The sequence below is a fragment of the Halorussus sp. AFM4 genome, assembly GCF_051194995.1.
In the GTDB taxonomy this organism is placed as follows: Archaea; Halobacteriota; Halobacteria; order Halobacteriales; family Haladaptataceae; genus Halorussus.
On the sequence record NZ_JBNTJT010000002.1, the window covers coordinates 829,185 to 852,883 of the forward strand.

The window sequence follows — 23,699 nt, forward strand, 5'->3', positions numbered from 1 at the left end:
GGCGATCCATCCGACGGCTTACGAGTGACAGGTGATGCGGCAGTCCGTGACTGACGAGCGGGTGACTGCTCGTCGACGTGGTCACCGCAGGACTGCGCCGGCCGGGACGTGAACTCGATGGCGAGGCTCGCTCCGCTCACCTCGCGTAGTTCAACTCCCGCTGGCGAGTTTCGTCTCGCTTCGCTCGACAGAAGATGCGCCGGCCGGGACTTGAACCCGGGTCGATGGCTTGGAAGGCCATAGTCATACCACTAGACCACCGGCGCACGGCGTTCGCTTCGCTCACTTGTGCGCCGAGGTTCGCAAATCCTCCGGATTTGCTCACCACCGGCGCTCGCGCGCGCCGAGCATCGACGGACGAGGTCCGCCTGACCGCCGGCGCGCGTCGTGGCGTCTCGAAATTCGCCACCCGGCAATAAGGGCCTTACTGTTTCGGCGCGCTGACGACGCCGTAGCAGTTCCCGCTCGACATCTCGAACGCGACCAGTCCCAGGGCGCTCTCGGCCACGTCGGCCCGGAACTCCGCCGGCGCGTAGATGTGGTAGAACCGCTCGACAGTCTCGCCGCCCGGCAGGGTCCAGTCGACGGTGGTGTCGAACCCCGTCTCGGCGTCGGGCCGGTCGAATCGGTCGTGGGCGGTGCTCCACGCGCTGACGAGCGCGCGTCCCCCGGGCGCGAGGACGCGGGCGAGCTCGTCCAGACTGGCGATTCGGGCCGCGCGGGTCGGGAGGTGGTGGAGCGTGGCGACGTACACCGCCGCGTCGACGGTTCCGTCGCGGAGCGGGAGGCGGGCGGCGTCGGCCTGAACCAGGTCGACGTCGAACCCCCGGTCGGTCGCGCGCTCACTGGCGGTGTCGAGCAGCCCACGGCTGGCGTCCGCGCCGATCACGCGGTCGGCGCGCTCCGCCAGGAGTTCGGCGTGGCGCCCGTTGCCGCAGCCGAGGTCGAGCGCCGTTCCGGGGTCGTCGAGCTCGGCGACGAACGCCTCGACCTCCGGCCAGGCGTACTCGCGGGTCTCCGCGAAGTGGTCGGCGATGTAGTCGTAAGTCGCCCGGACCTCGGCGCGCGGGTTCGGACCGGTGGCGTCGTCGGGGTCGCGGTCCGCCTCGTCCATGTGGCTCCGTGGGTGACAGGGCGTGAAAACGGCTCCGAAACGGCGAGAAGTGAACCCCTGGGTATCCTCGCCGCGGGCGTTTACGGTCGCTCGATTCAGTGGGGGTGATCGGTGGCGGGCAGTACTACAGCCTCGACGGCGAGTGAGAGGCAAGCTCCTGCCGTCACATATGTCCCGCAACCGCACTGCGACCGAGGACCTCACACCTCCCCAACCTCGGCGGCCGCCCGAACGCCGTCGGACGAACCGCGTCCGACGAGCCTGCTCGCACTTCGCTTGCGCAGATCCGGCCGCCTCCACCGTCAGAGCACGCTCTGACGAGCCTACGTTCGCTTCGCTCACGCAGACCTCACACGCTTGGCGCGGCACGGTGGCCGCGCCAGCGCGCGCCGACCGGTAATTGGCCGAACGTCGTGGGTCAGACCCGAAGTACGTCAGCCCTCAGAGCACCAGGAACGCACCGTAGGCGACGGCGAGCATGACCGCGGCGTGCTTGGCGCCGTTCCGGACGCTCCCCTCGCCCATCTGACCGGCGACCAGCCCCGAGCAGACCGCCTGGACCAGCGCGGCGTGGAAGAACAGCAGGGTGTAGGCGTCGGTGTCGACGCTGGTGATGTCCGAGAGCGGCCCGCCGACCGACCCGCCGGTCGCGGCGGCCGCGTCGGTCGGCAGGTTCGGGATCAGGATGGCGTCGAGCGCGGCCACGATGACCAGGAACACCGCGAACGAGAGGTAGATGATGACCACGTAGGTCACCATCTCCTGGCGGCGCTGGCGCTTGAGCCGGCGGGTGGCCTGGGCGTCGTCGGCCGCGATCCGGAGCACCCGCGCGACGTCGCCGCTGGCGGCCATCGCGTTGGCGACGAGCGAGACGACCCGGGTGATGGTCGGCGCGTCCACCCGGTCCTCGAACCGGTAGAGGGCGGTCTCGGCGTCGACGCCCCACTCGATGTCGGTCCAGAGCCGGCGGACCTCCGCGTCGAGCGCGCCGAGGTCGCTCCGCGCGACCCGTTCGAGGCCCTCGACCACCGACATCCCCGCCTCGTTGACGCTGGCGAGCCGGTCGAGGAAGTCGGGCACCGCGGCCTCGATGGCCGCGATCCGCCGGCGGTGGAGCTCCTGGACGACGGCGAAGGCGGCGACGACGACCAGCGCGGCCTGGACGACGAAGTCGTCGACGACCCGGAGCGTGAGCGTCCCGGCGGCGAGGTGTGGCCAGGACCGGAGCAGGACCGACAGCAGGCCCAGCGGCACCCCGGCGTACAGCGCGACCGTCGGGTCGTCCCGGAGCGTCGCGACCGGGTCGGCCAGCGCCTCCCGGAGCCGGCGCACGTCCTCGAAGGCCCGGAGGCGCTCGAAATTCGGGATCACGGCGTCGCCGGGTTGGCCGCCGTCGCTGCGCACCGCCCCGGTCGCGGCGACGCCGTCGCCATCGCGGTCCGGTCGCTCGACGCCGGTCCGCTCGGCGGTGGGGTCGTCCGTGCGCCGGACGCCGGCGAGCGCCGCCGACGAGAGGTCGACCTCCCGGGCCTCCCGGCTCGCCCGGAGCGACTCGGTGATGCTGTCGAGGTACACCACGAACCCGGCGTTCGCGAGCGGAACCGCGGCGTAGATCAGGAACCGGAGCACCGGGAGTGTCTCGCCCAGCGCCATCAGCCCCATGATGACGAGGATGGTGACGAACAGCAGCGGCGCGACCACGAACACCGAGACGTACGCCTCCGCGAGCGTGGCGAGCAGTTCGAGGAACGACTCCTGCTGGGCCTCGGCGTCCTCCCGGTAGCGCCGGTACTGGTCGTCGAGGTAGCCCGAGACCTTCTGGCCGCTCCGGAGCACGCTGGCGAGGTTGTCGGCGAACTCGCCGAACTTCTGACTCGGTGTCTGGTCGGCGAGGCGCTCGATGGCGGTCAGCACGTCGAGGCCCGCGTAGTCCATCGCCTTGACCGCGACGCCGAACTCCTCGGCGGCCTCGCCGTACACCGCCCGGTTCCGGGCGAGCGTCCGCAGGATCTCCGGGAACGCCATCCCGCTCCGGGAGAGCGCGTAGACGAACGCCACGGTCCGGGGGAGGCTCTCGTCGATCCTGCGCTCGCGGGCGTTGGCCCGGTACGAGAGGGTCTCCCACCGGAGCCAGTAGGTCAGGCCGCCCGACGCCACGCCGACGGTCGCGCTGCTGGCCAGCAGCAGCGCGAACAGCTGGCCGAGCGACAGGGCCGGGAGGGCCAGCAGCCCCGCCAGGAAGTCCAGTCGGGCCGGCAGCGAGGCACGCATCGCCGCGGGGGAGACGCGGAGGACCGCCAGCCCGCCCGCCGCGAGGTAGACGCCCAGGACGCTGCCGGCGAGCCCCGCGACGCCGGCGTACAGCAGGCCCTTCGCGGCGTAGGTCCGGTAGGTCTCGCCGACGTGGACCGCCTGGAGCAGTCGCCGCCGGCGCGCGCGCCGCCGGCCGCGGTCGCCGACCCAGTCGCCGAACGCCGCCAGCGCGAGGCGGGCGACCGCCCGGTCGACCCGCCGCGAGACCGGGGCGGCCGCGAACGGCGCGACCAGGCCGACGACCAGCGTGAGCGGCAGGAACCCGAGCATCACTCGAAGCCGGTCGAGACCTCGGCGTCGAGGTCGATTGCGTCCAGCACGCGGTCCGGGTGGGCGTAGTACTCGTTTATCATCGCGGTGAACCGCCGGTAGTCCGAGACGTCCCGCTCGCGGAGGTACTGGAGGACGCGGGCGCGGTCCCGCAGCTCCCGGAGGAGCTCGCTCCGCGACCAGCCCCGCTCGTCCTGGATCTCGTCGAGGACGCCGCTGTCGTTCCGCCGGAAGCTGTCGTCGCCGGCGTTCCACGAGAACGCGGTCGAGTAGTCGAGGTCGCCGGTCCGCTGGTCGATGCCCTCGATCTCGGCCAGCACCCGGTTCCGGCGGACCCGCTCGTCGCCGACGTAGGTCAGCGTCTGGACCGAGAGGATGTCCAGGCTCTGGATCATCGCGCGCGGGACGTTGATGGGGTCGTTCTCCAGCCGGTTGATGACCGTCTGGACCGAGTCGGCGTGCATCGTCGAGTAGGTGGTGTGGCCCGTGTTCATCGCCTGGAACAGCGTCATCGCCTCCTCGCCGCGGACCTCCCCGACCACGATGTACTCGGGCCGGTGGCGCAGCGCCGACCGCAGCAGGTCGTACATCGTGATGTCGGCGCCCTCGCCCCGCCGCTCGCGGGTGACCGACGACAGCCAGTTGTCGTGGTACAGCGCCAGCTCGCGGGTGTCCTCGATGGTCAGCACCTTCGAGCGCGGCGGGATGAACATCGAGATGGCGTTCATCGAGGTGGTCTTGCCCGAGGCGGTGCCCCCCGCGAAGATGAGCGACTTGTTCGACTCGATGGCCAGCCAGAGGTACGCCATCTGGTCGAGGCTGAAGGTGCCGTACTCCACAAGGTCGACGGGCGTGAACGGCTCGTCGGCGTACTTCCGGATGGTGAACGCCGACCCCCGCGGGGTGACCTCCTCGCCCAGCGCGAGCTCGGCCCGGGAGCCGTCGGGCAGCGTGGTCTCGACCACCGGGTCGCCGATGCTGACGTGGCGGCCCGACTGCTGGGCCAGCCGGACCACGAGGTTGTCGAGCTCCCGCTCGTCGTAGACGACGTTGGTCTCGATGTCGGTGTACTCATCGTGGTAGACGAACAGCGGGACGTCGTAGCCGTCGCAGGAGACGTCCTCGATGTGGGGGTCGGCCAGCAGCGGGTCGAGCCTGCCGAACCCGCGGAACGTCCGGAAGAGGTAGTAGAACAGCCGGTAGAACGACGCCGCGTCGACCTCGACGCCGTAGGTCGAGAGCAGTTCGCGCAGCTCCTCCTTCAGGACGGCCTCGGCGGTGGCGGCGTCGTCGGTGTCGGCCCGGGTGCCCCGGCGGTGGATGAGCGAGTTTCGGATGTCGGTGAGCAGCCGGTCGAGCAGCTCGGCCTCCAGGTCGTCGAGCTCGGGTTCGACCACGTGGTAGCGGTGCTCGTTCTCGGCGTCGTCGTAGTTGATGGCGACGAAGGCGAACGGCGCGTCGACCCAGTAGCGGTCGACCTCCTCGTAGCCGTCGAGGCCGGAGAAGGTGACCAGCGGCCCGTGCTCGGCGGGGTCGTACTCGTCGGCCGAGATCGACGACCCCCGGAGCACCTCCGCGGTCCGCCGGAGCGTGCGCTGGAACTCCCGGACGCGGATTCGGACGTCGTCGGTCCACTCGGACAGGGGTGACTCGGACATGGTGGGTCGCGTCGGGCGGCCCGGCCGCCCGCGTCGGTTCAGCCCTCACATCACAGCGGTGGTACTTAAATCACCGGTCGGCCGTCGGGGAGGCCAGGCGACGCCCCGCCTCCCGCGACAACCGTTAAGGCGGCGTCCGTGGTGCTTGTCCCCGGTGGATCGTGTATGCCCGAGGCCCCAGACGGAACCGACGCCCGGAACTGGATCATGTCCGCGTACGAGGTGGTCGAGGCTGTGGCCGCGTCGCCGGAGCACGCCGACCCGGACCTGATCGCGGACGCGCTCACCGGAATCGCCAGCTCCGAGGACGTTCGGCAGCTCGTCAACGAACTCAAATCAGACACCACCCCGAGTACCGGCACGCTGACCTCGCGGCCAGAACTGCGGTACCGCCTGCTGCTCGCCGGGGCGGAACTGCCCGACCAGACCGAGGCGGACCTGGCCGGCGAACTCCCGGAGCGTCGACGGCGAGCGATCCGAGAACAGGTCGGCGGCGGCGGGAGCAGCGAACGCGGGCAGGACCAGAGCCAGGCGGGAGAGAGCGGACCGGGGTAGCGACGTTCCGACGGTAGCCCGCCGTCGATCCCACGTCGCGGTCGACGCTGGGAGTCCACCGGCGCGCTGCGGACTCGGTATCGAAGCAGTTCGACGACAGAGAGCGAGGAGTACGTCGAGAGAACGGCGGAGGAGAAACAGGAGACGCGGAAGAAGAGAGGTCGAAGACGCCGCAGCGGAGAGCAGTTACGGCCTCAGTCCGCGGCCTCGAAGGACGCGGACGAGGAGTCGACAGTCTCCGTCGCGGACTGGGTATCGTCGACGGGACTGTTCACGAACAGCGCGTGACCGATGAGCGCGACGGGAATGCTCGCTGCCAGCGGCACGGCGGCGGTCATCGAGACGCCGACGGCGCTCAGCACAGCGGTCACACCGATCAGCGAGAGCGGAATCAGTCCGAGGATGAGGTCGTAGTACCCAGTCATAATCCATTACAGAATATGCGGGGTAGGTATATAATTCTTTCCCGTAGTTGTGCGAGTCAATACTGATAGGCGAATCTTATGTAGCGAATTGGATTCCCATAACTTATAGATACGCCACCAGACCGTTTTCGGGCGGAAAACAACTGAAAGTTCCTCAAAAGCGGGGCTCAGAGGGACCCAGAAATTCCTCTCGGTTATCACCGCGCGATCGCCGAGCGACGTCGAATCGGGGGCTGACGGAGTCGGCGCTCACGGGTGAGACAGCGAGGCGACGTAGAACGAGAGACGGTCGAAGCGGAGCGGGGGACAGTCGGAATCGAACGAGGCTCGGTCGAACCGCACGGACGGCGGGGAGGCGGCTCAGCCGGGGTCGAGAACGAAGGCGCGGGCGGCGCTACGCCGACGGCTCCCGGAGGACCAGCGCGCCGATCCCCGCCAGGACCGCGAGCCCGCCGCCGAGCGCGAACGCGGTCGACCAGCCCGTCCGGGTCACCAGCCAGCCCGCGACCCCGCCGCCGAAGACGCCGCCCCACATCTTGCCGGAGTACAGCAGGGCGTAGTTGGCCGAGGAGTGGCGCTGGCCGTAGTAGTCGCCGACCACGCTCGGGAACAGGGTGTACTGGGGGCTCCAGAAGAACGTCGCCAGCACCACCGCGGCCAGGAAGCCCAGCGAGCTGTCGACCGCGCCCGACCAGACCACCGCGAACAGCCCGAGCCCGCAGAGGGTGAACGAGACCGCCATCGCGCGCTCGCGGTCCACCCGGTCGGAGAGGTCGCCGACCACGAGCCGGCCGACCCCGCCCGCGATGGGGAGCACCGTCGCGCCGGCGGTGGCGGTCAGCGCGGTCAGCCCGACGTTCTGGGCGAACGACACCACCTTCGCGGTGAGCATGAGTCCCGCCCCGGAGACGCAGACGAACATGACGTACATCAGCCAGAACTGCCAGGTCCGGACCATCTCGCGGGAGGTGTACTGGCGGCCGGTGGCGGTCGCGTCGTCCCCCTCTGCGACCGCGTCGTCGGTGGCGCCGTCGACGGTCCCGGCCCACCCGGTCGGCGGGTCCCGCAGCACCAGCGCGCCGACGAGAATCCCGACCCCGATGAGCAGCCCCATGTTGCGGAGGACGTCGGGGTAGCCGCCGACGGTCGCGTTCGCCCGGACGTAGGGGACGAACAGCGCGCTGCCGCCGGCGAACGCCATCGTCCCGAGCCCGGTGGTGAGCCCGCGCCGGTCGGGGAACCACTTCAGGGCGGTGTTGACCGCGACGGTGTAGACGATGCCGACGCCGACCGCGCCCAGCGAGTAGAGGACGTAGAGCTGCCAGAGCTCGGTGGCGTACGCGAGTCCGAGGTAGCCGCCGCCGGCCAGCACGCCCGCCAGCAGGGTCAGCTCGCGGGGCCCGTGTCGGTCGCGGTACCAGCCGACCGGGAACTGCGAGCCGGCCTGGAAGACGACGAACAGCGTGAACACGAACCCGAGCGCGGTCGGGTCGAGCCCGAGCGACCGCGCGATGGGCGACTCGATCGACGACCAGACGTACTGGTACGGGCTGATCAGCCCCATCATCACCGCGGCGGCCGCGACCTGCCACCACCGCGAGAACCCCAGCACGTCCCGCGCCCGGGCGGCGTAGTCGGTGTCGGACTGCGACGGCGCTGTCATTGCTTGGAGGTGATGGCCCCCTCCAATCAGCGTTGCGTTTTCGGCAGTCCGCCAGCTGGCGGCCGATCGCCGGCAGTCAGTCCGGCGAGAACGGTCGCCAGTCGGAGTCGGTGCCGACGCCGCGGAGCCGGAGCTCGGATGCACCGTCGTCGCCCGCCCGCACCTGTATCTGGCCGTCGAACAGCTGCTTGAGGGTGCTCATCGTCTGGCGCTCGTGGGCGGTGCCGTCGATGACGAAGACGCCCAGCGCGTCGGCGCTCTGGACCCGACCGGTGAAGACGTGGAGGAACCGGAAGACGGTCTGGAGGTTCGAGTACATCAGCAGCGTCGACAGCGAGTGGAGCAGGATGCGGTTGCGCTCGACGCCGGCGCGCTCGTAGAACGCCCGGAGGAACTCCGAGAGCTGGATGCCGATGCCGGTCATGTCCTCGGGCGAGGAGGCGTAGGTGATCTCGTCGGTGTCGGCGGGGGCCGTCCCCTGCTGTCTGGAGACGCAGTCCACGATGCCGACCGGACCGGACTCCCCGTCGCCGACCCGCTCGCGGAGGCGCTCGCGGACGTCCTCGCCGCCGTCCTTGGTCGTGACGACGATGGAGCCGTCGCCGCGCCGTCCCCCGTGCGCGAGAATCTCCAGCGCGAGCGTTCGTTTGCCCGTCATCGGCGGCCCGGTCACCAGGAGGTTCGTCCCCGGCTCGACCTCGACCCCCGGACAGACCTCACCCAGTCCGTACATGGCAGTTCAGTTCGGTGCAGCGGGGCCGGGGACGGACGACGGCCTGTCCCTCCCCGGTATGTCTGGCAGTAACGTATCCGCTTCCGCTTATATTCTTTTTGATTACTATCCGATGGGTGCGACGGAACCGGCTCCCGCGCCGGTTCAGGGCCCGAGCGCCTCGATGCGGTCGAGCGACTGCTGGCGGATGTACTCGACCGCGATGCGGGTGAGGTGGTCGCCGGGGTCGGCGCAGTCGTCGGCCCGGTCGAGGTACGCCTCGACGATGCGCCGGACCCGGGAGACCCCCGCCGCCCGGTTCTCGGCGAGGTTGAGCTCGGCGGTCACCGGCGTGAGCTGGGTCCGCCGGTCCTCGGGGTAGTCGTCGGTGTCGTCGAGGCCGACCTGCGCGCCCAGCACCATCAGCACGATGGCGCGCTTGAACCCCTCGCCCAGGTCGACGCCGAGGTCGGCCTCGTACATGTTGAGCATGTCCTCGTAGAGGACCCCGACCCGGGCGTACTGGGTCGCGAAGTACGGGAGGTCGGTCGCTCCCTCGAACATGGCGGCGCCCTCGGCGTCGGCGAACTTGTACCGTTCCCGGATGGCGTCGGCGACCGCCTCGCGCTCGTCGGCCCCGTCGGCGGCGTGGAACCGGTCGAGCAGCTCCCGGAACTGCTCGTCGGCCTCCTGGTGGCGCTCCGAGAGGCCGACCGCGTGCTCGTAGGCCTCGCGGACCGCGTCGGGGGTCTCCTCGGCCTCGAACCAGGCCTCGACGCCCTCCTGGAGGCGCCGCTGGGCGAGCTCGGCCACCCGTTCGCGGGGCCGGAGGTTGGTGTCGAAGTCCTCGTACTCGTCGTCGTTGATGGCGTCGCGCATGTCACCGTCGAGCAGCGCCCGGACGACGTTCCGGGTCGTCTCTCGCCCGCGCGCGATGAAGTCGTAGTCGACGTCCGAGCCGACCCGCAGCAGCGGCACGTCGCCGGCCTCGACGTGGATGCGCCCGAGCGTCAGCATCGCCGGCAGGACGAGCCGCGTGTCGTACGCGAACCTGGCGTGCTCGTCCTCGGCGCCGGGGACCGGCTCCAGCTCGCCGGCCTCCCTGGCGCGCTGGAGCTTCCGCTCGACGCTCAGGAAGAGGCGCTCGGTCATCGACTCGATCTCGGCCTCCGCCTCGTTGCGGAGCAACACCATCGCGATCACCCGCGGGTCGCGGGTCTCGGCGAGGTGGGTCGCCATCGCCCGCGCCGCCGCCGGAATCCGTGACCGAACGCTACCCATGTGGTCCGAGAGTCTCCCGCGGCGGTATATCAGGGTTGTGGAACCGGCCGCCGGGCGGGGGCTCGCCCCCGGAAGCGAGCGTTTTAACTGACTGAGATGAGCGTGTGGGCGTGTATGACGAGTCTCGACGGCGCCGCGCGCCTGCTCGGTCGGGCGGGCCGGGGCGCCTCGCTGGCCGCGCGGACCGTGCTGCCCGTCGACTCCAACCCGGTCCCGACTGACTGGACCCACGTCACCAAGGTCGACCCCGAGGACGCGAAGAAGCTCCCGCTGCTGTACCCCCTCTACCTCCGGCACACCGACGCGGTGTCGGTCGGCGGCTCGGCCGACGTCACCGCCCGCAACACCGAGCAGACGTTCGAGCTGCTCGCGCCCGCGTCGGTGCCGGTGTTCCACGAGCCCAGCGGGCCCCGCCACGTCACGCCGCGGACCCGCGAGCGGGCCGACCTGCTGGCCATCCCGGAGGTGCTGAACGGCGACTCGGAGTCGCTGGTCGGCCAGCTCGGCGCGGGCATCGAGTACGTCCGCGAGGAGCTGGTGCCCGACCTGCTCGACGACGCGCTCCCGTGGCTCCCCGGGTTCGCCGCCGACCGGCTCGCCGACCTGGCCACCTCGTGGCTGCTGGCCGACGCGGTGTTCGAGGCCTACGTCGTCCAGAACCCCGACAGCGCGGCGGCCCGCGAGGCCAACGTCGCCGCCGCCGACGTGCTGTCGCCCCGCGAGGCCAAGCAGCGGGCCATGGCGGCCGAGCGCCACCTCGGGAGCGAACTGGTCTACCTCGAGTACTCGGGCACCTACGGCGGCGAGGCGGCCGCCGAGGAACTCGCGGCCGTCGCCGACGGGCTGTCGTGGTCGCGGCTCTGGTACGGCGGCGGGCTCGACTCCCGGGAGCGGGCCGAGGCGATGCTCGACGCCGGGGCCGACGCGGTCGTCGTCGGCGACGCCTTCCACCGGGTGGCCGACGAGGAGGCCGCGCTCTGCGAGCGGGCCGTCGGCGAGGTGGCCCCGGACGCCTCGGCGTCTGCGGTCCGGGAGTGGGTCCGCGAGAACGTCGCCGTCGCCGACTCGGCCGCCGCGGGGTACCTCGCGACGATTCCGTGGGTCCCCGACCCGGAGCGGCGGGCCGAACGCTACCTCGCCGCCACCGTCCGGACGTGGCTCCGCCTGCGCGACCTGGTCGACCTGCGGGAGGGTGCCGACGTGCCCGACCGCGGCGATACCGGGCGCCGGAAGGCCGCGGCGGCGGACGGCTCGACCGCCGGGCTGGACCTCCGGCGCGCGCTCGGTCCCGACGTCTTCGACGAACTGGGGTCGGCGGACGCCGCCCTGATTCGGCGGTACCTCCGCGCGCTGGTCGCCGACCGGGGCGCCGCCGCGGACGCGGCCGGGCCGGCCGACGCCGCGACCGACCACCTGGCGCTCTCGCCGTCCGCGCGGTAGCGACCGACAGCCCCGCGTTTTCGGTGCGCTACAAGCGGGCGTTTTCCGACGTTTCAGGCGCGCTCCGTTCGTTTCGCGTCTCGAAGAATGGAAAACGTCTTAACCGAGTTCGTAGAAACGCTTCTCCGTGGCGGTACGATACGCATGAGTCTCACCGATAAGATCGCACGCGTGGTCGGCGCGACCGGCGGGGAGTCGGACGGGACCTACGAGTGCAAGACCTGCGGCGCCACGTTCACGCTCGACCGGCAGACGTGTCCCGACTGCGGCGGTTGCACCATCGACCGCATCGACTGGGACGGCGTCGTCTCCGGGTGAGGCTCCGGGACGGCTCGCGGATCTCGGCCGAAACCGCGGCGTTTAAACCGGCCGGGCCAGTACGACCGAGTGCGGGCGCTTAGCTCAGTCTGGACAGAGTACTTGGCTTCGGACCAAGCTGTCGCGGGTTCAAACAATCGTCCATCCAGTCCACTGCTGGTAGTTTTCTGGCCTTCACAATGGCAAGACAAACCCATGTGCAAGGCTATCCAGATTCACCGAAATCCGTCACCCCTACGGTGTACAGCGAATCTGACTAACAGTCATTCTTATGAGGGGTGTACCCTCTATGACTGATGGCGATTTGACCACAGAAGTAAAAGGTATCTCCCTTATCACAGAACAAGCAAAGGAGGTACTCAACCAACGGCAACTCATAGACTACCGTGATCACCGAGAGAAGTTGATTCGATGGATGCTAAATCTGGGCAAAGATCCTTCTTCTGCTGAGGGATACGCCTACCATACAGCACGACGCCGTGCTGACGACTGTGACAAGTTCTATCGGTGGAAATGGAGTGAGAGTGGTTATACTACTGATGTTACTCACGACGATGCTGACGCCTACATGAGGGAGTTGGTCTATGGAGATAGAAGTGCGAGCTACAAGACGAACATCCAAAAGACCCTCAAAATGCTATTCCAATGGCGATCATGGGAATACGACGAAGACAAATGGGAACCACAGCTATCAATCAGTAATAGTCGCGGAGCCACACAACCCCGTGACTTCCTAAGTCGAGAAGAACGTCAACAGATACGTGAAGTAGCCTTGGAATACGGGAGTGTTCCCCATTACAACTCTCTTTCTCCAAAGGGTCGAAAGAAGTGGAAACGATACTTGGCAAGACGTTTCCGCAAACCCATGTCTGAGATCACAAAGAGTGATTTTGAACGGGCTAATGGCTTCAAGATACCCTCGTTGGTATGGACGTCACTGGATGCTGGTCTCCGTCCTATTGAGGTAAAACGAGCACAAGTTCAATGGATTGATACTGACAACGCCGTTTTGCGTGTTCCCGCTGACCAAGCTGCGAAGAACAATGAACACTGGACGGTAAGTCTCCAACAGCGTACTGCTGAAATGTTGGAACGTTGGTTAGAGGAGCGACAGTTGTACCAGAAGTACGCTGAGACGGACTCAGTTTGGCTGACAAGAGAAGGAAATCCATACCAGAGTCATTCACTTAAGTACCTACTCGAACAACTGTGTGACCTCTCTGGGCTTTCTACAGACAATCGAAGTATCTCATGGTACTCTATTCGCCATTCTGTAGGTACGTATATGACCCGAGAAGAGGGCCTTGCAGCAGCACAAGCCCAGCTACGTCACACCTCAGTCCAGACTACGATGAAGTATGACCAAGCACCAGTCGAAGACCGACGTGATGCACTGAATCGAATGGGTTAGTAATCCAAGTCGCTACCCTCTCAGTTATTTTTTTGAGAACCAATGCCCTTTACAAAAAGCGAGGTATTCCTCATCAGTGGCATCTATACCCCGCTTGAACCACTCAAATTCACTTTCATCCAAATCACGAATAACATCAACTATATCCTCATCTTCACCTACGCTTGTTTCTCCGACTTCCTCTACCTTCACATGAATAAATTGGCCAAACACTTGCCATACATAGGCTTTCTGCGTATTAATGTCAGATGTTCTTAACTCGTCAAAAACAGTATCAACAAGCTCGTTAGTGAATGCACCGAGATCACCATCATAGGAGATCTCAGAGACATACCGACAAAGAGTTTCTACGATTCTCTTTTGTTTCTCTGTATTTGGTTCACATTGGACTTGCAGTTTTACGTGTGGATTATGTTGGTTGTCGGTCTTACTCTCAGACTTCGCTTTCTCCAAGTCCTCTTTTACCATTTGTATGGAGAACATTGTCAACCAGCACTCATAACATTGATGGAATATGAGATATCGACTGTACTGGATATCCGAATTAGTGTGTTTTTCTAATACTTGATTGGTGTAGAGAAAGTGTGAAGTAGAAGTGTTACTATGGTGGATTTGCCACAGTTATGTCACGAGGTTTGTCTGACGAGGATAAGGCTAGGATCGTGATGAAGAGAGCACTGAATAAGTCTCAGCGGGATATCGCTGAAGAAGTCGGATGCACTAAGGGTACTGTAAATCGATATCTTGGGAATGTCAAGAGGGAAGCTGAAGAGCACGGAGATGAAGAGACCTTCATTAAGCACATCAAGCCACTGTTTGAGATTGACATCACTTTGAGAGGTAGCCAAGAACGTCCATAGAAGGTATTTCTATTGCCGTGACAACAGAGAGAAGGTATCTGACCAAATCACTAGTAAAAAAGAATTGTCCCGCTCTTTGTCCCACAAGGGGACGAGCAGAGCGGGACGAAATCACGAGGGTGTATGAAAAGACAATCCTCTTTCGTCAAGACCCTACGATCACGGCTTTCGCCATCGGAGAATACGGTCTTGTCGAAACACAGTAGGCAAGCTACAGACATTCACGGATGCACTTCTCGATAAGCAAACAGTCCTTCCCAAGGAACGGTTCACGAATGAGGTACTCCCATTAACTAACGACAGTGTTGGAGACCCCCTTAAGGACCCTTTTTATTTCACGTCCATCTTTCTAAGGACGTCTAAGTCGTGTCTCTAACTAGGACAACCAGTCAAACGGACTCAATCACGTCCCTCTTTACTCACTGTCGTTCCTATAATTATGGTACAGATTTCAATCCTATTAAAACCTTCGTCAGTATCTAATTACTTGTTCACGTTGGTGCATAGATAATGATCTTCAGTTTCTCGAAGGAGTATGAATATCCACGTTCATGTGATACTACTCCACAACATTATCATCACACTCACTTCCAGCAATTTTAACAAAACGTGAGTTAGTATAAGGAAAGCCGAGTGGGGTTACCCGACTACTCCGAGTCGATCTCGGTGACGGTCAATTCAAATATGTGGTACATCGAATTATTGATGTTCACATAATCGTCTGGATACCGTAGCTGCTCGACACTGTACTTCTCACCCATCCTCTCGTGGAGAATTGAGACTGTACCACCATCAGTGATTTCCTCCAACGGGATTTTCTCGGTCTTCTTGATTGCTCCACGAATCTTCCAGTGATCTCCAACGTCGGTGGTAAGACTGTGGTGAGGTTCGTAGAAAGGTATCTTCAGCCCTTCAGACCATACTTGAGACACTTCAGTGACGATAGACGGACGAATCTCGTCACTAGCACCTACAATCTCAAGGTCGATACCATCATACGACTCTCCATTGATGTTGACTTCCGTACTCATGTTAATATTGAAATTAATGTTATTGAAAACTCAAAGCCGTAGAGGAACGTCCTCCACGGCTATCCGTGGCTCACTATCGGGGGTGAGCCAACCCCATCGTGGCTGTGACACACGACGGTAGAAGCATCGTCAAAAGCCTCCCACAAACCCCGATGCCAGAGGTTGAGATCATCAGCATTAGTATCAGAAGTAGTCTTCAGCCCCCTTAGAGAAATCAAACCTATCCACGTCCATCGACCAGAGAAGTGTATTGAACAGCATCTCACGGTCGTTCCCACGACGATTCTCTAAGAAGCACTCAAGGTTATCCCGCAGCTTCTTATCGATTTCAAGAGAACGACCATACCGAATAGAGCGATCGGGGATATGGTCTTCCCCATAAGCCACATCACAGTGAGCAACGTGAGCCTCAAAACAGTTCTCAAAGCGGTTAGCATCCAACTCTTCTGACGAAAGGATAATTAGATGAACATGAGGGTGAGCCGTCTCACTGGCGTCTAAGACACGGACGTACTCGTATTCACTACCCTCGCAGATAGCGTACATTGAATCACGGACCTTCGGCCAACTCGACAGTAGCTCCTCAGTGAAGTCCGCTGGAGGAAGCCATCCACCTTCATCAGACGGACGGCCATTCAGAGTGATCACGTAGGTCCAGAGAACGTGGTGTTCCTTACGCAGCCCTTCTCGGAGAGACTTGACCTTCTCCAAGAGCACACTATCGTTCTCACCGGTAAACGACTGGACTGACGGCTCACTCCAATCCTCGACTAACGGAGAGCCATTAGAACAATTCTCTTGCCACCGAGTGAACTGACCCAGAGCTGTATCCCAAGTACATCCCTCAAGCCCGTCTCGAACCGAATCAGTCGAATCACAGAGCGGTACCTCAGCAATCTCGTCGTAATCGAAATCGTAATTGTAGGCCATAGATATACGTTTATTAACCTAGTTAGATTATTCCGCTACGCGCGCGCAAAGCCAGACAGTACACAAAGATAACTATCTAAAAACGACCAAAATTACGGTCTTGCCGCCAAACGGTCGTAACCATCTGTCCTCTAATCACCATACGTCTTCACGGTAATTGGAGAAACGAGAGTTAGTATAGAGCATAGCCTAGTCTACTTCGGCCCACGGTACTGGGTCTTCGTCGTAACCACGGCTCTCGATCTCCACCATCCTACTGCCACCACCACGGTCATCGGCCTCAACATCATACACTTCTCCGTCAATCTCTACTCCGATGTACTCCCAATCAGAGTCGGGTGAAACTCCATCGGAGCTATCACCATTATTATACATATGGCTAAAGGACTTAGACATACGGAGATGCCTCGTTTCCGAAGCCCATAGCACAGCCGCATGTTGCCTCACATGCCTCTCAGCATCCTCAATATCCTCTTCAAGGGCTGGTAGATGAGAGGCAATGTACTTGCCCATTCCCGTACTCAGACCACTCTCCATGGTGCTCTCGGACCCACGGGCCTTCTCAGTCACACGCTTGACCTTGATAGCCTCCTCGTAGGGATGATGGCTCTTCTTAGCCACTGGAGAATTACGACAGTGAGCATCGATAGCATTCTCAAAGTCGTCGATGGATACACTCCCATCAACATATACGCCGATGTGGATGTGTGCATACCCGTTCTTTGACGCTCCTACTACAGCCACATAGCTCCAACGTCGGTCGTCCATCGAGCGCCTAAGAGCACCAGTGACATTCCCCCACGACTCTAAGAGATCATTGAGGTAATCACATGGCGCTCTCCAACCACTGATCTCATTGAACGGACTCCCCGTGAGGCTAATCAAAGCCGTATGTGGATTGTTGTAGGACTCAAGGATGTTCTCTTCAGCAGTGAGGATACGACCGTACTGCCGACGAGCGTAGTCGTTATGGAATCGGCTAGAGGCACTTGAGGTGAATGACTCACCACGCTTATTTTTGAAGACTTGTTTAACATCGTCTTTATCTTGCTTGTACTGCTTCAGTTCCATCACTGCCTTCCCCCACGACTTTGCCTTACCATCTTCATTGACACATTCCTCTCGGAGAGTTGCACCATCGTAGTTGGCGATAGGGCGGTCTGAGCGCCATTCTCTCTCACGATGGTCTTCCCCACCGATATTTCCATCACCGATAACATTATTGGAACTAATAGCAGTATTCATAACAAAATTTCTTAGAATAAATTTGAGAACTACAACAGCTCTTAGAGACGTTCTAACTCTTCTTCACAAAGCTGCTGGACTGTCTCACCATAGGGAATATCCTTGGTACCCCATCGTTTGAATGCAACTTTGTCGAGAAGATCACGCTCAAACGGAGAGATAGCAATCGTAGTCTTTCGCTTGTGGTACGCCTTTTCGTCACTCATGGATTTGGAGATTATTTTCTTTCATTTCTATAACTATTACATCTAAGAAATCGGCTTGAACGCCGATAGACACTCACGAAGCTCATTGGACATGAATCTCTATGACCAACCTCTCCATGTAACAGTATATGAGATAGAGGGTAATAAACTGAATAAATATCCTATAAGTGATTACTGCCAATAATATTGGCCGAAAATCCCCATTATATCACTGGAATTTATATCTGGGACTCAAAACTGTGCCATTGGAGATCTCCATATATGACCGTGAAAACCGCAACACCGTGAGGCGAACCTTCATCGACCCCCACCAGTGGAGTATGGATGTTACCTAACTGACGTAATGATGACGGGTGGGTGTCACGGGGGTGGGACATTCATCAAGGTGAACCGCGAGAAAGAGGATCTTGGTACCACCGAGGCATATCATCATAGCAATCTTCCCAAGTGGTACTACAGAGATTTTCTGGTAACCACCATACGGCAAAGGCATGGAAGTGAAATCTATGCTCATGGTACTACCGGAGATTTTATTTCCTACTACATTTTTGGGAACAATGTATGTAATGTCTAAAGTTCATTTGATAACTATGAGGTTAAGGTCGTGAATCAGAGGGTGTTTGCTCACAACTACCTCGTGATGCGGTCGATGGAGTGGGTGGTGGTCCCGTGGAGTCGAAGACGGAACACTTGGCCACCCACTCCATCGAAACTCTACTGCGGTTACGGACATTTGCTAATGGTCTTGTACAGACCGTGAGAAAGGTCCATAATAAAGTCCCCATTCTCAAATCGAACTTTCTAGCAGAGGAGTACGTTCAAACACGTCTCCAAATCGCTTTGAGAGGAACAGTAACGACGTTAAAACTGATGCTGATGAGATTTATACTTGTACTAACGATTTCATCACTATGTTCAGCGAGGAATTTGAAGACTCTCTGTAATAAGGTCACCACGAGTTTAATGGCACCTCGGACTAGAAATAGAGATCCTTCAACGAAGGACACGACCGTGAAGGTCAGTAACGCAGAAAGATTCTGTATAGTTGAGGAAAGTCCCGTGTCATGGTTCTGCTCTGGAACGAGACCTTTCAGTCCTATGATGTCAACGTCGTCCGTTGATCCAATGACTAGGATGAAGAATGCAACAAAGAACCATACCGGCGTTGGAATAGTTGATAAGACGTCTATCATGTTCATCCGTATTAGGTAGTACGCAGTATGTTTTTCGATTAGAGTATATCATATACGTTGAAAGCAGAATCTCTTCCAAACAATTATCATATGGGAGTAATAGCGCTGAAATATGGGAAATGAAGAACCAGATGATGAGAACGTAAGTTCGCCGTCAACAGATGGAGAGAAGGTAAGGGACTTGACGCTAGCTGATTGTTTGGTAATTGGTGGACATCTTTCCTACCTTCAAGTGGCTGGTGAAGAGAACTATGCCATAGGTGAAATAAACCAAAACTATATTCTAAACTCATTGGGGGAAATCGAAAACAGACTGAGAGCGACAAGTACAGCAGTCACAATTGCCGATCAAATTACAGTCTTTAGAGATGAACTGATTAGTGAGTATGAAGGTTCTTCTACCCAGACCCAGATTGATGATGAACTTGGTAATGAGCTTACTCGACATGCTCGTTCGTGGTTTGAGTTAATCTACGAGAAGATTGAAAACGAGCGACGAATTCCCATACCCAATTCATGGTTGCTAGACTTCGAACTTCTAATGGAACGACCAGACCAGTTGTTTGCAACTGAAGTTTGGAACGCTATGGACGAGGCACCACGCCGAGATATTATTGAAGCTTGCCGTGCCCTCCCAATGAATTGTCCAACCTCTACTGTGATGGTGTCCCTCAGAGCAGTCGAACACTACCTTCAGAAACTGTATGAAAGTGAAACGGACGAGGAATTGGATCGCGGTACATGGGGCCGGGTTCTTGATGAACTGATGGAAATGTATGTTGATGAAAATGATTCCAACGGTACTATCCTTCAACAGTTAAGCAGTGTTCCAAGTATCCTTTCTAATTTATACTATCTTAAAGAAAAGCGAGATGAAGTCATTCATTTAGATGAGTCGCCGACCGCCTACGAAGCAGCAATTACACTTTTCATGGTTGTAGGAACAATCAATGAAGTCTGGCATATGCTAAATGATGGCGCTGAAAACTAATACACCTCTTATACGCATGTGAGCCGTTAGTACAGTCTTAGTAAGCCCCGTGCTTGAAAGCCAGAGTTTTATTGCATGAGGTACGTTCAGTGGTTGTGTGGAGGCAGAGAACTGCCAGCAATGGGATTGGGCTTACACCAGTCAATTGGTGTCATACCGCCTAATGCGCTCGGCCGAAACCGCGGCGTTTAAACCGGCCGGGCCAGTACGACCGAGTGCGGGCGCTTAGCTCAGTCTGGACAGAGTACTTGGCTTCGGACCAAGCTGTCGCGGGTTCAAATCCTGCAGCGCCCATGGATTCTGGCTCTCTGAACGCGGAGTTGTCCCGATCAGCTCTCGGTGGACTGTTGCACCTCGTAGGTCAGAACCGCGAACACGTCCCCCTGCTTCTCCACGTCAACCAGTTCCAGAGGCGGGTCGGTGATCCGACGCGGTAGGAGCGGTGCGCCAGACGCGAGCGTGACGGGGGCGACGCTGAGGATGATCTCGTCGAGCAGACCGCGATCGTGGAACTGTCCCACGAGGTCGCCGCCACCGCCGAGCCAGACGTTCTCGCCGTCCGCGGCGTCCACCATGTCCGCGTGGACGGGCGCGACGTCCCCCCGGACGAAGTGGATGTCCGCCCCCTCGACCGCGGGTAACTCCCGGGTACTGAACACCCACGCCGGGGCCTCGTACGGCCACTTCTCGGGGTGCGCCAGCAGGTTCTCGTGCTCGACGAGCCACTCGTAGGTCGTCGCGCCCATGGCCAGGGCACCGACCCGGTCTACGAATCGGGAGTACTCGTCGTCCACGCCCTCGATCTCTCCGAACTGGAGGAGCCAGTCGAGGGAGTCGTCCTCGTCCGCGAGATACCCGTCGATACTCGTCGCCGTGTAGTACTGGGTCTTCACTGGCGGTCTGTGTCTGTCGTAGCTCTCGATGGGCTAAACTGACGCGGTCGTCCGCGCCGATCTCAGAGGGCCGGTATCGAACCGGAACGCGTTCCGACCGTCGCTCCGGTCCACCACTCCGTACCCAGCGGACGTGACGTGCGATACGTCCCGCAACCGAACCGAAGGAGACGAGAACGACGGACAGGTCAGCACCCCGGTTCCGCGGCCGCCCCGCGCTCGTCCAGGAACCGCTCGGTGGTTCTCCCGACGAGGTACGGAAACCGCTGGGCCAGGGACAGTCCGATCCCCGTGACCCAGTCGGTGTAGATGACGGGGCGGGTCGATTCGATCTTCCCGGCCAGCTTTCGGCCCACGTACTCCAGGTCGGCCAGCTGCGACTCCGGATAGCCGAGCGCCGTCGCCGACCGACTCCTCGCCAGACGGGGGTGCATTATCGTACGCGTTACGTTCTCGCGCCGGAGTTCGAGCCGCAGCGGACGCGTGAGCGACTCGATCGCGCCCTTCGTGGCGAGGTGCCCCGAGAGCCCCGGGTCGCCGACCCGACCGACGCCGGAGCTCACGTTGTGGACGATCCCCGCGTTCCGCGCTCTCACGTGGAGCAGGACGGCCCGGATCGTCCGCACGTAACCGAAGTAGTTCACCCCGAAAACCCGTTTCGCGTCCGCGAGGGTCTGGTCCACGAAGCACCCGAAGTTCAGCATCGCGGCGTTGTTGACGAGGACGTCTACCCGGGCCCAGTCGTCGATGATCGCCGCGACCGTGGCCTCGACGTCGTCGTCCGAGGTCACGTCGCACTCGACGGACCGTACCCGCTCCGGGTGTGCTCGCTGGAGCGGTCGCAGGTGCTCCCCGTCGACGTCGAGCCCGGCGACCCGGTACCCGTCTTCGAGAAGCGCGCGGAGCATCCCGTAGCCGATCCCCTCGTTGACGCCGGTGATGACGACGACTCGTCCTCACGCCGGCCCGTCACCACGTCACGAGCCGGGCGAGCACGAACACGAGCAGCGCCGCCAGCAGCGACCCCAGGATCGACTCCAGGCCGGCCAGGAACCGGGCGAACGGGCCGATGGGCTGGATGTCGCCCAGGCCGAGCGTGGCGAACGTGACGACGCTGAAGTAGAGGCTCTTGAACAGCACGTCCCCGAGCCACCACCAGGGGGCGTCCTCGGGGTTCTGGATGGCGTAGGTGATCGTCTCGCCCGCCTGGGTCTCCTGGATGCCGCCGGTCAGCGGGAACAGCAGCGCGCAGACGACGATCACGACGAGCGACGCGAACAGCACCCGGTACGGACTGCTCCCGTACTGCATCACCCACCGCGACAGCTCCCACTTGGTCGCCGCCACGAAGTCCCGCTCGCGCCACGCGAGCCGCCGCCGGGCGTCCCGTTCCATGTGGTAGCTCCGGCGGGCGAGCTCGGGCAGCGCGTTCTCCTCGTACAGCGCCTGGAGCTGGCGGTACACCCACGCCGCCGCCTCCAGGGGCTGTTCGTCAATCAGGTCCGGCGGCGCGTCCTCCTGATCGTAGATCGCGACCCGCCCCATCTTCGTCCCGCCGCCGATGTGCATGTCGGTCAGCACCGTCTCGTGGAGCCGGGCGCCCTCGAGCGTCGCCCGGCGGACGTCGGCGTTCGTCAGGATCGCCCCCTCGAGGTTCGCGTCGGAGAAGTCGGCGCCGATGGCGCTCAGGTCGGTCAGCGTCGCCAGCGTCAGGTCGGCGTCCGAGAAGTCGGCGCCCTTCGCGTCGGCGCCGGTCAGGTCGGCCCCGACCAGCGACGCCCCGGCGAACCAGTCCGCGTTGGCGAGCGACGCCTCCCGGAGGTAGGCGCCGTGGACGGTGTCCAGCCCGGCGGGGTCGGCCCGTTCGAGCTGCTCTCTGGTCTTCCCGTCGACCGGCGCGTGCCAGAGACACCGGTCGCGGTCCTCCCAGACGGGCCGGTCGCAGGGCCCGGCCGCGATGTCCTGGTCGTCCAGTCCGATCTCGAGCCGATACCCGCAGCGGTCGGATTCCGCAGTGCTCATCCTCCCGTCTTGGCGGCCACGTTTCATATACTGCCGCCTTTCGTGGTCCGGGGCAGCGCTCGGGGACCGCCGCACCGACCGACCGCTGTCGCACCGACCGGACCCCGCCGCGCCCGCAACACGGCCGTCCCGTCCGAACCGGACGCCCGCTGCGCCCACAACACGGAACTTCCCGCCCCGCGTTACGTCCCGGGAGAGACTTCCATGACCGACGAAACGGACGGGGTCGTCGTCCTCAATCCGGTGAGCGGCACCGGCGAACACGCCGACAGGGTCCGATCGCTCGCCGCCGAGCACGGCTACGCCGTCCGGGAGACCCGGGAGGAGGGCGACGCCGTCTCGTACGCCCGCGACGCCGTCGGGTCGGGCGCGTCGCTCGTCGCGGCGGCGGGCGGCGACGGGACGCTGAACGAGGTCCTCCGGGGCGTCGACGCCGAGGACGCCTTCGACGACGTGACGGTGGGCGTCGTCCCGGTCGGGACGGGCAACGACTTCGCCGACAACGTCGGCGTGACCGACGTCGAGTCGGCGTTCGAGGTGCTCGCGGACGGCGAGCGCCGGCGGCTCGACCTCGGGATGGCCGGCGACCGGCCGTTCGTCAACTCGTGCATCGCCGGCCTCACCGCGGAGGCGAGCGCCGAGACGACGCCCGAACTCAAGAACCGGTACGGCGTCCTCGCCTACGTGCTCACGACGCTCCGGACGCTCTCGTCGTTCGAGGGGCTCGACCTCGACGTCCGGGTCGGCGCGCGCGACGGGGGCCGGCCCGTCTGGGAGGGCGACGCCGTCCTGGTCCTGATCGGCAACGGCCGGCGGTTCCCGACCCGCGGCCGGCCCCAGGCGAACGTCGAGGACGGCCGGTTCGACGTCGCGATCGTCGAGGACCGACCGGCGATCGACCTGATGGGCGACCGGGTCGTCGAGCGGCTGTTCGGCCAGGAGTCGCCGTCGGTCGCCCGGCTGAAGGCGCCGTCGCTGACGGTGTCGGTCGCCGGCGACGAGCCGGCGACGTTCAGCCTCGACGGCGAGATACTGACGGCCGACTCGCTCTCGCTGACCGTCCGGCCCCGGACCCTCCGGATGCCCGTCGGCGAGACCTACGACCCGTCGCCGGAGTGACTGCGACCCTCGACCGAGGACGCCCACCCGACCACCATCCCGCAACGAC

Annotated in this window: 22 protein-coding genes and 2 tRNA genes; 8 read left to right on the top strand and 16 right to left on the bottom strand. The window is 62.3% G+C overall.

Going from position 1 to position 23,699, the window contains the following annotated elements:
* Nucleotides 1-195 precede the first annotated feature (195 nt).
* From ACQUQF_RS12285 to ACQUQF_RS12300, 4 genes are all read right to left on the bottom strand, one after another.
* Nucleotides 196-266: transfer RNA gene (locus tag ACQUQF_RS12285), tRNA-Gly, on the bottom strand.
* A 158-nt stretch (nt 267-424) separates the two neighbouring features.
* Nucleotides 425-1,114 carry a class I SAM-dependent methyltransferase gene (locus ACQUQF_RS12290; RefSeq protein ID WP_435179185.1) on the bottom strand — a complete coding sequence of 230 codons (690 nt, stop codon included), beginning with the start codon at nt 1,112-1,114 and terminating at the stop codon, nt 425-427.
* A 441-nt stretch (nt 1,115-1,555) separates the two neighbouring features.
* Nucleotides 1,556-3,697: a type II secretion system F family protein gene (locus ACQUQF_RS12295; RefSeq protein WP_435179187.1), complete on the bottom strand. Its 2,142-nt coding sequence runs from the start codon at nt 3,695-3,697 to the stop codon at nt 1,556-1,558.
* Complete coding sequence (locus ACQUQF_RS12300; RefSeq protein ID WP_435179189.1) at nt 3,697-5,355, bottom strand: type II/IV secretion system ATPase subunit; 1,659 nt, start codon at nt 5,353-5,355, stop codon at nt 3,697-3,699. The genes ACQUQF_RS12295 and ACQUQF_RS12300 overlap by 1 nt, the downstream gene beginning before the upstream one ends.
* A gap of 165 nt (nt 5,356-5,520) precedes the next feature.
* Here ACQUQF_RS12300 and ACQUQF_RS12305 point away from each other — a divergent pair, with 165 nt between their 5' ends.
* Nucleotides 5,521-5,910 carry a hypothetical protein gene (locus tag ACQUQF_RS12305; RefSeq protein WP_435179191.1) on the top strand — a complete coding sequence of 130 codons (390 nt, stop codon included), beginning with the start codon at nt 5,521-5,523 and terminating at the stop codon, nt 5,908-5,910.
* 194 nt (nt 5,911-6,104) lie between these two features.
* Here the strand turns inward: ACQUQF_RS12305 and ACQUQF_RS12310 are convergent, their stop codons facing one another.
* The 4 genes from ACQUQF_RS12310 to ACQUQF_RS12325 all read right to left on the bottom strand — a co-directional run bounded on the left by ACQUQF_RS12310 (nt 6,105) and on the right by ACQUQF_RS12325 (nt 9,991).
* Nucleotides 6,105-6,335: a hypothetical protein gene (locus tag ACQUQF_RS12310; RefSeq protein ID WP_435179193.1), complete on the bottom strand. Its 231-nt coding sequence runs from the start codon at nt 6,333-6,335 to the stop codon at nt 6,105-6,107.
* Nucleotides 6,336-6,729: 394 nt separating this feature from the next.
* On the bottom strand, nt 6,730-7,998 hold the full coding sequence (locus ACQUQF_RS12315; RefSeq protein ID WP_435179195.1) for an OFA family MFS transporter: 1,269 nt from the start codon (nt 7,996-7,998) through the stop codon (nt 6,730-6,732).
* 76 nt (nt 7,999-8,074) lie between these two features.
* Nucleotides 8,075-8,731: an RAD55 family ATPase gene (locus ACQUQF_RS12320; protein WP_435179197.1), complete on the bottom strand. Its 657-nt coding sequence runs from the start codon at nt 8,729-8,731 to the stop codon at nt 8,075-8,077.
* A 144-nt stretch (nt 8,732-8,875) separates the two neighbouring features.
* Nucleotides 8,876-9,991, bottom strand: a complete 1,116-nt coding sequence (locus tag ACQUQF_RS12325; protein ID WP_435179199.1) for a hypothetical protein — start codon at nt 9,989-9,991, stop codon at nt 8,876-8,878.
* 114 nt (nt 9,992-10,105) lie between these two features.
* Between ACQUQF_RS12325 and ACQUQF_RS12330 the strand changes: the two genes are divergently transcribed.
* The 3 genes from ACQUQF_RS12330 (at nt 10,106) to ACQUQF_RS12340 (ending at nt 13,160) form a co-directional block, all read left to right on the top strand.
* Nucleotides 10,106-11,431, top strand: coding sequence for a heptaprenylglyceryl phosphate synthase (locus ACQUQF_RS12330; protein WP_435179201.1), 1,326 nt, complete (start codon nt 10,106-10,108; stop codon nt 11,429-11,431).
* Nucleotides 11,432-11,575: 144 nt separating this feature from the next.
* The gene (locus tag ACQUQF_RS12335; protein ID WP_435179203.1) at nt 11,576-11,749 is read left to right on the top strand and encodes a hypothetical protein; all 174 of its coding nucleotides are present in this window, start codon (nt 11,576-11,578) and stop codon (nt 11,747-11,749) included.
* A gap of 289 nt (nt 11,750-12,038) precedes the next feature.
* Nucleotides 12,039-13,160 carry a tyrosine-type recombinase/integrase gene (locus ACQUQF_RS12340; RefSeq protein ID WP_435179205.1) on the top strand — a complete coding sequence of 374 codons (1,122 nt, stop codon included), beginning with the start codon at nt 12,039-12,041 and terminating at the stop codon, nt 13,158-13,160.
* 24 nt (nt 13,161-13,184) lie between these two features.
* Here the strand turns inward: ACQUQF_RS12340 and ACQUQF_RS12345 are convergent, their stop codons facing one another.
* Nucleotides 13,185-13,628, bottom strand: coding sequence for a hypothetical protein (locus ACQUQF_RS12345; RefSeq protein WP_435179207.1), 444 nt, complete (start codon nt 13,626-13,628; stop codon nt 13,185-13,187).
* Between the two features lie 167 nt (nt 13,629-13,795).
* Here ACQUQF_RS12345 and ACQUQF_RS12350 point away from each other — a divergent pair, with 167 nt between their 5' ends.
* Nucleotides 13,796-14,020: a sigma factor-like helix-turn-helix DNA-binding protein gene (locus tag ACQUQF_RS12350; protein ID WP_435179210.1), complete on the top strand. Its 225-nt coding sequence runs from the start codon at nt 13,796-13,798 to the stop codon at nt 14,018-14,020.
* A 647-nt stretch (nt 14,021-14,667) separates the two neighbouring features.
* Here the strand turns inward: ACQUQF_RS12350 and ACQUQF_RS12355 are convergent.
* From ACQUQF_RS12355 to ACQUQF_RS12370, 4 genes are all read right to left on the bottom strand, one after another.
* Complete coding sequence (locus ACQUQF_RS12355; protein ID WP_435179211.1) at nt 14,668-15,051, bottom strand: hypothetical protein; 384 nt, start codon at nt 15,049-15,051, stop codon at nt 14,668-14,670.
* Nucleotides 15,052-15,234: 183 nt separating this feature from the next.
* Nucleotides 15,235-15,981, bottom strand: a complete 747-nt coding sequence (locus ACQUQF_RS12360; protein ID WP_435179212.1) for a hypothetical protein — start codon at nt 15,979-15,981, stop codon at nt 15,235-15,237.
* Between the two features lie 189 nt (nt 15,982-16,170).
* The gene (locus ACQUQF_RS12365) at nt 16,171-17,226 is read right to left on the bottom strand and encodes a hypothetical protein (RefSeq protein WP_435179214.1); all 1,056 of its coding nucleotides are present in this window, start codon (nt 17,224-17,226) and stop codon (nt 16,171-16,173) included.
* A 1,024-nt stretch (nt 17,227-18,250) separates the two neighbouring features.
* Nucleotides 18,251-18,625, bottom strand: a complete 375-nt coding sequence (locus ACQUQF_RS12370; RefSeq protein WP_435179216.1) for a hypothetical protein — start codon at nt 18,623-18,625, stop codon at nt 18,251-18,253.
* A 112-nt stretch (nt 18,626-18,737) separates the two neighbouring features.
* Between ACQUQF_RS12370 and ACQUQF_RS12375 the strand changes: the two genes are divergently transcribed.
* Both ACQUQF_RS12375 and ACQUQF_RS12380 read left to right on the top strand, forming a co-directional pair.
* Nucleotides 18,738-19,616, top strand: a complete 879-nt coding sequence (locus ACQUQF_RS12375; RefSeq protein ID WP_435179218.1) for a hypothetical protein — start codon at nt 18,738-18,740, stop codon at nt 19,614-19,616.
* 219 nt (nt 19,617-19,835) lie between these two features.
* Nucleotides 19,836-19,910, top strand: a tRNA-Arg gene (locus tag ACQUQF_RS12380).
* A gap of 35 nt (nt 19,911-19,945) precedes the next feature.
* On the opposite strand, the gene ACQUQF_RS12385 is transcribed toward ACQUQF_RS12380, so the two are convergent.
* From ACQUQF_RS12385 to ACQUQF_RS12395, 3 genes are all read right to left on the bottom strand, one after another.
* Nucleotides 19,946-20,509: a dihydrofolate reductase family protein gene (locus ACQUQF_RS12385; RefSeq protein WP_435179220.1), complete on the bottom strand. Its 564-nt coding sequence runs from the start codon at nt 20,507-20,509 to the stop codon at nt 19,946-19,948.
* A gap of 188 nt (nt 20,510-20,697) precedes the next feature.
* Entirely contained in the window at nt 20,698-21,450 is a 753-nt protein-coding gene (locus ACQUQF_RS12390) for an SDR family NAD(P)-dependent oxidoreductase (protein ID WP_435179529.1), read from the bottom strand.
* A 28-nt stretch (nt 21,451-21,478) separates the two neighbouring features.
* A complete protein-coding gene (locus tag ACQUQF_RS12395) occupies nt 21,479-22,531 on the bottom strand; it encodes a pentapeptide repeat-containing protein (protein ID WP_435179222.1) in 1,053 nt (350 codons plus the stop codon).
* A 204-nt stretch (nt 22,532-22,735) separates the two neighbouring features.
* Between ACQUQF_RS12395 and ACQUQF_RS12400 the strand changes: the two genes are divergently transcribed.
* The gene (locus ACQUQF_RS12400; protein ID WP_435179224.1) at nt 22,736-23,650 is read left to right on the top strand and encodes a diacylglycerol/lipid kinase family protein; all 915 of its coding nucleotides are present in this window, start codon (nt 22,736-22,738) and stop codon (nt 23,648-23,650) included.
* The last annotated feature ends 49 nt before the right edge of the window (nt 23,651-23,699 follow it).